At 66.1% G+C, this 10,063-nt stretch carries 10 protein-coding genes; 3 read left to right on the top strand and 7 right to left on the bottom strand.

What is annotated here, in order from left to right; translation table 11 throughout:
* Nucleotides 1-98: 98 nt before the first annotated feature.
* The gene (locus BLV20_RS23555) at nucleotides 99-875 is read right to left on the bottom strand and encodes an IclR family transcriptional regulator (protein ID WP_092304847.1); all 777 of its coding nucleotides are present in this window, start codon (nucleotides 873-875) and stop codon (nucleotides 99-101) included.
* Between the two features lie 208 nt (nucleotides 876-1,083).
* Between BLV20_RS23555 and BLV20_RS23550 the strand changes: the two genes are divergently transcribed.
* Nucleotides 1,084-2,808: an FAD-dependent oxidoreductase gene (locus BLV20_RS23550; protein WP_092304846.1), complete on the top strand. Its 1,725-nt coding sequence runs from the start codon at nucleotides 1,084-1,086 to the stop codon at nucleotides 2,806-2,808.
* Nucleotides 2,809-3,295: 487 nt separating this feature from the next.
* On the opposite strand, the gene pcaG is transcribed toward BLV20_RS23550, so the two are convergent.
* The 3 genes from pcaG to pcaQ form a co-directional block, all read right to left on the bottom strand.
* Nucleotides 3,296-3,901 carry a protocatechuate 3,4-dioxygenase subunit alpha gene (gene pcaG / locus BLV20_RS23545; protein ID WP_092304845.1) on the bottom strand — a complete coding sequence of 202 codons (606 nt, stop codon included), beginning with the start codon at nucleotides 3,899-3,901 and terminating at the stop codon, nucleotides 3,296-3,298.
* A 12-nt stretch (nucleotides 3,902-3,913) separates the two neighbouring features.
* Entirely contained in the window at nucleotides 3,914-4,633 is a 720-nt protein-coding gene (pcaH, locus tag BLV20_RS23540) for a protocatechuate 3,4-dioxygenase subunit beta (protein ID WP_092304844.1), read from the bottom strand.
* A gap of 103 nt (nucleotides 4,634-4,736) precedes the next feature.
* Complete coding sequence (gene pcaQ / locus BLV20_RS23535; RefSeq protein ID WP_092304843.1) at nucleotides 4,737-5,666, bottom strand: pca operon transcription factor PcaQ; 930 nt, start codon at nucleotides 5,664-5,666, stop codon at nucleotides 4,737-4,739.
* 139 nt (nucleotides 5,667-5,805) lie between these two features.
* Here pcaQ and BLV20_RS23530 point away from each other — a divergent pair, with 139 nt between their 5' ends.
* A complete protein-coding gene (locus tag BLV20_RS23530) occupies nucleotides 5,806-6,699 on the top strand; it encodes a KPN_02809 family neutral zinc metallopeptidase (protein WP_092304842.1) in 894 nt (297 codons plus the stop codon).
* A gap of 113 nt (nucleotides 6,700-6,812) precedes the next feature.
* Here BLV20_RS23530 and BLV20_RS23525 read toward each other — a convergent pair whose 3' ends face one another.
* From BLV20_RS23525 to BLV20_RS23515, 3 genes are all read right to left on the bottom strand, one after another.
* Nucleotides 6,813-7,406 (bottom strand): HAD family hydrolase, encoded by a 594-nt coding sequence (locus tag BLV20_RS23525; protein ID WP_092304841.1) that lies wholly within the window; start codon nucleotides 7,404-7,406, stop codon nucleotides 6,813-6,815.
* Entirely contained in the window at nucleotides 7,403-8,272 is an 870-nt protein-coding gene (tesB, locus tag BLV20_RS23520) for an acyl-CoA thioesterase II (RefSeq protein WP_092304840.1), read from the bottom strand. The genes BLV20_RS23525 and tesB overlap by 4 nt, the downstream gene beginning before the upstream one ends.
* Before the next feature lie 102 nt (nucleotides 8,273-8,374).
* Nucleotides 8,375-8,944 carry a GNAT family N-acetyltransferase gene (locus BLV20_RS23515; protein WP_092304839.1) on the bottom strand — a complete coding sequence of 190 codons (570 nt, stop codon included), beginning with the start codon at nucleotides 8,942-8,944 and terminating at the stop codon, nucleotides 8,375-8,377.
* Between the two features lie 74 nt (nucleotides 8,945-9,018).
* Here BLV20_RS23515 and BLV20_RS23510 point away from each other — a divergent pair, with 74 nt between their 5' ends.
* Nucleotides 9,019-9,939, top strand: coding sequence for a histone deacetylase family protein (locus BLV20_RS23510; RefSeq protein ID WP_092304838.1), 921 nt, complete (start codon nucleotides 9,019-9,021; stop codon nucleotides 9,937-9,939).
* Nucleotides 9,940-10,063 lie beyond the last annotated feature (124 nt).

Genomic DNA, 10,063 nt, shown 5'->3' with positions numbered 1-10,063 from the left:
CCCGCAAAACGGCCAACCGTATTCCACCTGCCCCACCGCAGCATCCGGTTTTACGACTCCTGCGGAGCCGATCGCAGGCTGCGCCAGCGGCTACAGGGTCAGTTGAAGAGTTCGGAAGCCTGGCTGGCAGCCGAGAGTTCATCGGCGAATTTCAGCAGCAGCGGCGCCAGTTCATGCAGGCGTGCCAGCGGCATGCGCGCGCTCGGGCCGGCGATGCTCAGCACCCCGACCACATGGCCATCGACCGGATGACGCACCACCGCAGCCACCGCCGACGTGCCCACCGCCGAACTTTCCTCGACCCAGGCGTAGCCCTGCTCCCGCGCCAGGCGCAGGCGCTCGAGCAGTTCGATGTTCGAGCGCGGCGCGTTCGGCCCCAGGTCCGCGGGAGTTTCCGCCCCCTGACGCTCCACCAGCGACAACGCCTCGGCATCGCTCAGGCAAGCCAGCCAGGCGTGCCCGGACGCGGTGTAGAACAGCGGCGCCTCGCGCCCCATGTCGGGGTCGTAGCGCAACCCGGAACGGGCGCCCTGGGATTTGGCGATCCAGGTCTGGCGCTCGCCCTCGATCACCCCGAGGCGCACCAGCTCGCCGGTTTCCTGGGCCAGCCGGTCGAGCACCGGCTGGACGATGTCGGCGCCGCTGCTGGCCAGGTAGCGAAAGCCCATCGCCACCAGCTTGGTCGACAGGTGATAACGCAAATTGTCCGGATTCTGCCGCACGTAGCCCAGGCGAATCAGCTCCGCCAACAGCCGGTGGGTGGCGCTTTTGGGGATGTCCAGCTGCTCGGCCAGGGTCTGCATCGGCAGGCCTCGGGGGTCGCTGGTAAGACTTTCCAGAACGCTGAAGACGCGTTCGATTTGACTGCCGGCCATGGTCGGGTCCAGACGAAATTTGGCCGATTCTAGTGACAACCGGCGCAATGGGAAACACGCACGGCATCGTTCGATAACCGCACATAAAAAGCTGGGCGAAGCGCGGATGATCCTGCCCTCGCCTTGCTGCGGACTATTCGACTCCGTATATTTTTTGGAATCAAGTTCCAAAAACAATAACTATTCATTGAGCGGAGTTGCTCCTCCCATGCCTGCCACCTCCCTGCACCACCCCGATATCGATTGCGACGTGCTGGTCGTTGGCTCCGGCGCGGCCGGCCTGGCGACAGCCGTGACCGCGGCCTGGCATGGCCTGAAAGTCATAGTGGTGGAGAAAGACCCGGTGTTCGGCGGCGCCACCGCCTGGTCCGGCGGCTGGGCCTGGGTGCCATGCAACCCGCTGGCGCGGCGGGCCGGCATCGTCGAAGACGTGGAACTGCCGCGCACCTACCTGAAACACGAGCTGGGCGAGCGCTACCAGCCAGCAATGATCGACGCCTTCCTCGAAGCCGGGCCGCGCATGGTGTCGTTCTTCGAGCGCCATACCGCGCTGCAATTCGCCGACGGCAACGCCATCGCCGATATCCACGGCGACACGCCCGGCGCCGGCACCGGCGGGCGCTCGGTGATCGCCGCGCCCTACGATGGGCGCGAGGTCGGCAAGTTGCTCAAGCGCCTGCGCAAGACGATGCGCGAAACCTCGTTCATCGGCATGCCGATCATGGCCGGCGCCGACCTGGCGGCTTTCCTCAACCTGACCCGTTCGCTGCCGGCAGCCTGGCATGTGGGCAAACGCCTCGCCCGCCACCTGCGCGACCTTGTTACCCATCGCCGAGCCCTGCAACTGGTCAATGGCGTGGCGCTGGTGGCGCGCCTGGCCAAGTCGGCGGACGACCTTGGCGTGCAACTCTGGGAGTCGGCGCCCGTCACCGAGTTGCTGCGCGACGGCGATGCGGTGACCGGCGCGATTGTCCGCAGCGCCAGCCGGGGCGACAGGCGAATTCACGCGCGCAAGGCGGTGGTGCTGGCGGCCGGTGGTTTCCCCAACGACATCGCACGGCGCAAGGCGCTGTTCCCGCGCACGCCCACCGGCCACGAGCACCTGGCCCTGCCGCCACTCGCGGCCTCGGGCGACGGCTTGCGCCTGGGGGAAAGCGTCGGCGCCCAGGTCGATACAAACATGGAATCGCCCGTGGCCTGGGCGCCGGTTTCCGCGGTGCCCTACAAGGACGGCAGCCAAGGGCATTTCCCGCACATCATCGAGCGCGGCAAACCGGGAATCATCGGGGTATTGCGCAATGGCCAGCGCTTCGTCAATGAAGCCGACGGCTACTACGACTACGTGCGGGCAATGGTCGCGGCGACGCCCGAGGGCGAAGAAGTGGCGTCGTGGCTGATCTGCAGCCACAGGTTCCAGCGCTTGTACGGATTGGGAATTTCCCGGCCTTTCCCGGTGCCGCTGGCGCCCTTGATCCGCAGCGGCTACCTCAAGCGCGGCGACAGCATCGAGCAACTGGCCCAGGCCTGCGGCATCGACCAGGGCGGCTTGCGCGACACCCTGGCGGAATACAACAGGCATGCCCGGCAAGGCCTGGACCCGCAGTTCGGCCGCGGCGCGACACCCTACAACCGCAAGCAGGGCGACCCGCGCCAACAACCCAACCCGTGCGTGGCGCCCATCGAACAGGGGCCGTTCTACGCGGTGAAAGTCCAGCCGGGCTGCTTCGGCACCTTCGCCGGGCTCAAGGTCAACCCGCATGCCCAGGTGCTCGACGACCAGGGCCAGGTCATCGCCGGCCTGTATGCGGCGGGCAGCGATATGGCCAGCATCATGGGCGGCCATTACCCCGCCGGCGGGATCAATCTCGGCCCGGCGCTGACCTTCGGCTACATCGCCGGCCGGCACATCGCGGGGGCCAGCGATTACGAATAAGCCAGCAATCGACTTTGACGGCATCCCATCAAGAGGCTGTGATCGGATGCGCAGCGCCCGCCAAACGGCAAACCGCATTCCACCTGCCCTACCGCAGCATCCGGTTTTACGACTCCTGCGGAGCCGATCGCAGGCTGCGCCAGCGGCTACATGAAGCGCGCAAGCCGGAAACGGAAACTTGTAGCCGCTGCCGAGCAACGCGAGGCTGCGATCGGGCGCACAGCGGCCGTAAAACAGGCGCCCCTGTTCAACCTGCCCTACCGCAGTGGCCGGTCTTGCGGCTCCTGCGGAGCCGATCGCAGGCTGCGCCAGCGGCTACAGGAAACGCGCAAGCAGGGAAACGGAAAACCTGTAGCCGCTGCCGAGCACAGCGAGGCTGCGATCGGGCGCGCAGCGGCCGTAAAACAGGCGCCCCTGTTCAACCTGCCCTACCGCAGTGGCCGGTCTTGCGGCTCCGCAGGAGACGCCCGCGGTTACGGATGGCCGATCAGAAATCGAAGAACACCGTCTCCCCTTCTCCCTGGATGCGGATATCGAACCGGTACGCCCGCTGCCCGTCCACTTCACAGGGATGCGCCAGCAGGGTGTCGCGCCGTTGCGGCTGCTCGATCAGGTTCAGCACCGGGCAGGCGGCGTTGGCTTCTGGCTCGTCGGCGAAATACAGGCGGGTGTGCAGGTGGATGTTGATCCCCCGGGCGAACAGCGCGACGTTGATGTGCGGCGCCATCGGTACCCCGACGGCGTTATTCACCACGCCCGGCTTGACCGTGTGCAGCGCCCACTCGCCGGCATCGAAGGTGGTGGCCGTGCGGCCGAAGCTGTTGAAGGCTTTCTCGGAATCGAACAGCGGGTCGTAGACCCCTTCGTGGTTGGCCTGCCAGAACTCGAGGAACGAGTCGCGCACCAGGTGGCCATTGCCGTCGTACACATGGCCGATCAGCAGGATCTTTTCCCCCTGGGCGTCGGGCCCGGCCATCCGGTTCCAGATCTCGTCGCTGCGGGTCGGGTTGCCCGCGGCGGCCAGCGCCAGGCCGATGTGCACATAAGGGCCGGCCGTTTGCGAAGGGGTTTCGGGCAGCAATTGGATAGGCATTGGCAGGGCTCCTCAGCAGTTCTCGAAGTGGGTCTTGCGCTGGCCGCGCAACACGATGTCGAAGCGATAGGCCAGGCAGTCCATCGGGTTGGCGCTGCTCATGTCCAGCCGGGCGATCAGGCTCTGCACCGCCTCCGGTTTGGCGATCGACTTGACGATCGGGCACAGCGGGATCAGCGGGTCGCCCTCGAAATACAGCTGGGTGATCAGCCGCGTGGCGATCGACGGCCCGCTGATGGAGAAGTGGATATGCGCCGGGCGCCAGTCGTTCGGGCCGTTGCGCCACGGGTAGGGGCCGGGCTTGACGGTGCGGAAGCTGTAATAGCCGTCACGGTCGGTCAGGGCCCGGCCGACGCCGCCGAAATTCGGGTCCAGGGGCGCCAGGTAGCGGTCGTTCTTGTGCCGGTAGCGGCCACCGGCGTTGGCTTGCCACATCTCCACCAGGGTGTGGGGAATCGGCTGGCCGTATTGATCGCAGACCCGGCCGGCGACGATGATCCGCTCGCCCACCGGCAGGCCACCGTTATTGAAGTTGAGCAACAGGTCGTTATCGAAACGCCCGGTCCTCAGGTGGGAGAAATCCGGGCCGCTGGTTTCGCTCGGCGATTGCGGGATGCTCACCAGCGCCTGGCGCGGCGAACGGGCCACGGAGGTCTTGTATTCGGGGGTCAGGGCCTTGGGGTGCCAATTACGATCACGGATAACGAAACGACGGCTGTCTGCATCAGACATGTCGGTCTCCTGTTGTTTGATTTATGGAGCGCAGCCCGCGCAGTTTCAAACAACAGCCGCACGACGACTATTGAAAAGCCCCCTCAATGACATAACCAAACGGTTATGGATAACGCCCCTCGCGGTAGGCCTGCCCGACCTCGCGCAACACCTCGACGCACCATTGCGCCGCCAGCGACAGCGGCAGGCTGGCATTGCTCGAAATGCCCACCGAGCCGCCCGGCTCGCGCTGCCCGAGGTCGATCTCGCGCAACTCGCCGTTGGCCAGGTCCAGGCGCACCGCGTCCAGCGGGGCAATCCACAGCGCATCGCTGGACAGCGCATAGCGCCGGCTCAGGGCCACCGAAAGGGTTTCCAGGCGCTGGCGCGACTGGCTGATGCCGCACTGCACGAACAGGCTGTCGGCGAACTTGCGGATGGTGGTGCCGGCCAGCGGCAGGACCAGCGGGTAGCGCTCCAGCGCGCTGCGTTCCAGCGGGCCTTGCAGCAACGGATGATCGGGGCGCGCCACCAGGGTCATGGACTCGCTGTACAGATGCTCGAAACTCAGGCCCTGGATCTGCGGGCTGTCCGTCATGCGTCCGACCACCAGGTCGAGATCGCCGACCCGCAGCTGCGACAACAGATAGGCGCTGGGCCCGGTGACCACGCTCACCACCAGCGCCGAATGCCGTTCGTGCAGGCGCCGCACCACCTCCGGCAGCAGCAGGCTTTCGGCGGTCGAAAGCACGCCCAGGCGCACCACGCCAGCGGCATATTCGCCGCCGCGCAAGGCATTCACTCCCTCGCGCAGGGCCTGCACCGAAGGCCCGGCGTAACGCAGGAAGGCCATGCCCGCCTCGGTCAGGCTGAGGCCAGCCTTGCTGCGCACAAACAGCCGGGTGTCGAGCAACTCCTCCAGTTCCTTGAGGGTCTTCGACATCGCCGGCTGGCTTACCGCAAGCACATCCGCCGCCCGCGCCAGGCTGCCCTGGCGAGACATTTCAAGAAAACACACGAGGTGACGGAATTTGATGCGGGTATCGATGTTCAAAGGAGGCCCCGGACGTGTCGCGATAGAATCGATGCGGCTGCGGGCAATGGTAGCGTTCATGCAAAAGGTTGACGACCAGACTGGCGCCAGCCCTGCGCACCAGCAACACTGATCAGCACATTAAAACGAGGATTCACCCATGCTTTGGAAGAAAGGACGGCGCAGCGACAACGTGGTGGATGCTCGCGATGACAGCGGCGGTGGAGGCGGCGGCCTGCGCTTTGGCGGCGGCAAGGGATTGAGCCTGACCGCCATCATCCTGATCGTCGGCATCGGTTGGGTCACCGGCCAGGACCCGCTGCAAATCCTCGGGCAGCTCGCCGGGCAGATGGACCAGTCCTCGGCGCCCGCCACCACCCAGCAGACCCGCCAGGCGCCACCGGCCAATGACGAGCAGGCGGAGTTCGTGCGTTCCATCCTCGGCGACACCGAAGACACCTGGGGCCAGATCTTCCAGCAGGCCGGGCGTTCCTATCAGCAGCCCAAACTCATCCTGTTCAGCGGTCGGGTCAATTCCGCCTGCGGTTCGGCGACTTCCGCCACCGGCCCGTTCTACTGCCCGGCCGACCAGCAGGTGTACCTGGACATGGACTTCTTCCGTGAGATGGACCAGCGCTTCTCGGCCGCCGGCGACTTTGCCCAGGCCTACGTGATCGCCCACGAAATCGGCCACCACGTGCAGACCCTGCTCGGCGTCTCGGCGAAGATCCAGTCCGCCCGCCAACAAGGCCGGCAGATGGAAGGCGACGGCGGCCTGCTGGTGCGTCAGGAGCTGCAAGCCGACTGCCTGGCCGGCGTCTGGGCCAACCATGCACAGAAACGCCTGAACTGGCTGGAGCCGGGGGATATCGAAGAAGCCCTGAACGCCGCCAACGCCATCGGTGACGACCGCCTGCAACAGCAAGGTCAGGGCCGCGTGGTGCCGGACTCCTTCACTCACGGCAGCTCGGCGCAACGGGTGCGCTGGTTCAAGACCGGCTTCACGCAGGGCCAGGTGGGCCAGTGCGACACCTTCGCGGCGAAAAGCCTGTAATACACCGAGTGCGGGCGCTGCCCACGTTATGAAGGCGGCGCCTGGATAGACGCTATCGCGGGCAAGCCTCGCTCCTACACCAGCGTAGGAGCGAGGCTTGCCCGCGAAGCTTTTTAAGCCAACAGCATCCGGCGCAGCACGCCGCAATCTTCGGCATGCCAGTCGGCAAGTTCCGGCCACGGGTTATCCGGCAGGTTCACCAGCACCGTGTGGGTGCCCGCCGCGCGACCGCAGTCGAGGTCGAAGCGGTAGTCGCCGACCATCACCATTTCGGCCGGTGCCACCTCCCAGGCCGCGGCCAGTTTCAGCAAGCCGCCCGGATGAGGCTTGGGCGGCGCTTCGTCGCGGCCCAGCACGTCCTCGACGGCAAAGCAGTCGGCCAGGCCGATGGCCTCCAGGGTCACATGGGCCAACTCCCGCGCATTGCGGGTGAGGATGCCCAGGCGATAACCGCGCGCCGCCAGTTCCCGCACCAACTCTACCGCCCCCGGCGCCGGGCGCGAACCCAGGGCCAGGTCGCGTTCGTGCTCCAGCAGCCAGGCGTGTTTTGCCGCGGCTTCGGCAGCGGGCAAGGCCGCGAGATGGGTCAGGATGTCGTGCTCCGGGGGGATCCCCAGCGCCTCGCGGATGGCCGCGAAATCATGCACGGCCACCGTCAGGGTGCCGTCCATGTCGAACACCCAATGCCGAACCTCGGCCAGGCTCATGCCCAGTCCTTGCGGTGGCGGATCAGGCCTTCCTGGGTCACCGACGCCACCAGCTGGCCAGCGCGATTGAATACGCTGCCGCGGGAGAAACCACGGGAATTGCCGGCCCACGGGCTGTCCATGGCGTACAGCAGCCAGTCGTCGGCGCGCAGGTCGGCATGGAACCACAAGGCATGGTCGAGGCTGGCGACTTGCATGTCCTTCTGCCACACCGACTTGCCGTGGGGCAGCATCGAGGTGGTCAGCAGGCCGAAGTCCGAGGCGTAGGCCAGCAGGTATTTATGCAGCGCGGGAATGTCCGGCAGGCTGCCGTCGGCGCGGAACCAGACGTATTTGATCGGGTCCGCCGGCTGCGGGTTGTACGGGTCCTTCTCGGTTACCGGGCGCACTTCGATGGGCTTGGGGCACAGCAGCTTTTCGCGCATGTGCTCAGGGATCAGGTGCGCGCGCTGCTGGGTGATCTCCAGCTCCGACGGCAGGTTTTCCGGGCCGACCACCTGGGGCATCGCGTTCTGATGCTCAAAGCCTTCCTCGTCGTACTGGAACGAGGCGCTGCAGGTGAAGATCGGGTTGCCCTTCTGGATCGCCGTCACCCGGCGGGTGCTGAAACTGCCGCCATCGCGCACCCGGTCGACCTGGTACACCACCGGCAGCGCTGCGTCGCCCGGGCGCAGGAAATAACCGTGCAGCGAGTGCACATGGCGGGCTTCCTCGACCGTCTGGCTGGCCGCGGACAGGGACTGACCCAACACCTGGCCGCCGAATAGCTGGCGGAAACCCAGGTCCTGGCTGCGACCGCGAAACAGGTTTTCCTCGATCGGTTCCAGGGTCAACAGGTCGACCAGATCATCCAACACGTGGCTCATTCAGACTCTCCTCACACAGAGCAATGCCGCGCAGTCTTCGCTGCTGCGGTCGATTCAATCGGGTTCATGCACACATGGGCACACTCCAGGTGCCCCGGCCCGCTATCCATGCAAGGTTTGCAACCATTGTTCGCGGTTGATGCGATACAGCACATGATGACGCAGCGGATGCTCGCTGCCGAGCGTTGGGTGATCAAAATCGTCGCGCGGATCGTGCTGCATGCCGATGGCCTGCATGACTTTCTGCGACGGCAGGTTGCTGACGGTGGTGAAGGCGACGATCTCATCCAGGGCCAGGCGATCGAAGCCGCAGCGCAGGACGGTCCAGGCCGCTTCGCTGGCGTAGCCCAGGCCCCAGTGCTCGCGCGCCAGGCGCCAGCCGATCTCCACCGCCGGGGTAAAGGGTGCCTCGAAGCCCACCACGCCCAGCCCGGTAAAACCGATAAAGGCCCCGGTGTCCTTGCGTTCCAGCGCCCAAGTGCCAAAACCGTGCTCGACGAAATGGCCACGGATCCGGCCGATCAGCGCGGCGCTTTCCAGGCGGCTCAGGGGGGCCGGAAAGTAACGCATCACCTGCGGATCGGCGCACATCGCCGCAAACGCCGGCAAATCCTCGTCGCGCCACTGGCGCAACAGCAGTCGAGCACTTTCGAGTTGCAGTATCGGCTCCATCGTCCCCTCCATTTCCATGCGTGCGAGTCTACATCGCTGGTAGGATCCTTTTCGGATTCCTACATGAAATTGCCATGCCACTGCCGCTGATCTACCACGACGACTACAGCCCTGAGTTCCCGGCGGAGCACCGCTTCCCCATGGACAAGTTCCGCCTGCTGCGCGACCACCTGGTGGACAGCGGCCTGACCCGCGATGCCGACTTGCTGCGCCCGCAGCTGTGCCCGGCGGAGATCCTCGCCCTGGCCCATGACCCTGGGTATATCGAACGCTATATGGCCGGTGAGTTGTCGCGGGAAGACCAACGGCGCCTCGGCCTTCCCTGGAACGAAGCCCTGGCCCGGCGCACCGTGCGCGCGGTCGGCGGCTCGCTGCTGGCCGCCGAACAGGCCCTGGAGCATGGCCTGGCCTGCCACCTGGCCGGCGGTACCCATCACGCCCATTACGATCACCCGGCGGGCTTCTGCATCTTCAACGACCTGGCGGTGATCAGCCATTACCTGCTCGAAGCCGGTCGGGTCGGCCGGGTACTGATCTTCGACTGCGACGTGCACCAGGGCGACGGCACCGCGCGGATTCTCGAACATACGCCGGACGCCGTGACCGTCTCGCTGCACTGCGAAAAAAACTTCCCGGCGCGCAAGGCCACCAGCGACTGGGACATCCCCCTGCCGATGGGCATGGGCGACGCCGACTACCTGAAGGTGGTCGACGATGCCCTCAATTACCTGTTGCCGCTGTACCAGCCGGACCTGGTGCTGTACGACGCCGGGGTGGATGTGCACAAGGACGATGCCCTGGGTTACCTGAAACTGACCGACCAGGGCGTCGCCGCCCGCGATGAACTGGTGATGCGCCACTGCCTGGGCCGCGACATCCCGGTGCTCGGCGTGATCGGCGGCGGCTACAGCAAGGACCGCCAGGCCCTGGCCCGCCGCCACGGCATCCTCCACCACAGTGCGCAACGGGTGTGGACGTCATTGGGTTGCGATTGATGAGTGCCGCTCGCGTCAGCGACCAGGCTCTGTAGCCGCTGCCGCAGGCTGCGATCGACCGGAACGGTCGCTGGCGTCGGCACTGGCGCTGGAGGTCCTGCGGACCTATCGCAGCCTGCGGCAG

Origin of the sequence: Pseudomonas sp. NFIX28 (assembly GCF_900107395.1) — a bacterium.
Taxonomy (GTDB): domain Bacteria; phylum Pseudomonadota; class Gammaproteobacteria; order Pseudomonadales; family Pseudomonadaceae; genus Aquipseudomonas.
This window is presented reverse-complemented; position numbering and strand designations above follow the sequence as displayed.

Bases quoted from the DNA above. Each gene is read 5' to 3' on its own strand.
- BLV20_RS23555 (WP_092304847.1), bottom strand. From the start codon at position 875: ATGGCCGGCAGTCAAATCGAACGCGTCTTCAGCGTTCTGGAAAGTCTT.
- BLV20_RS23550 (WP_092304846.1), top strand. From the start codon at position 1,084: ATGCCTGCCACCTCCCTGCACCACCCCGATATCGATTGCGACGTGCTG.
- pcaG (WP_092304845.1), bottom strand. From the start codon at position 3,901: ATGCCTATCCAATTGCTGCCCGAAACCCCTTCGCAAACGGCCGGCCCT.
- pcaH (WP_092304844.1), bottom strand. From the start codon at position 4,633: ATGTCTGATGCAGACAGCCGTCGTTTCGTTATCCGTGATCGTAATTGG.
- BLV20_RS23530 (WP_092304842.1), top strand. From the start codon at position 5,806: ATGCTTTGGAAGAAAGGACGGCGCAGCGACAACGTGGTGGATGCTCGC.
- BLV20_RS23525 (WP_092304841.1), bottom strand. From the start codon at position 7,406: ATGAGCCTGGCCGAGGTTCGGCATTGGGTGTTCGACATGGACGGCACC.
- tesB (WP_092304840.1), bottom strand. From the start codon at position 8,272: ATGAGCCACGTGTTGGATGATCTGGTCGACCTGTTGACCCTGGAACCG.
- BLV20_RS23515 (WP_092304839.1), bottom strand. From the start codon at position 8,944: ATGGAGCCGATACTGCAACTCGAAAGTGCTCGACTGCTGTTGCGCCAG.
- BLV20_RS23510 (WP_092304838.1), top strand. From the start codon at position 9,019: ATGCCACTGCCGCTGATCTACCACGACGACTACAGCCCTGAGTTCCCG.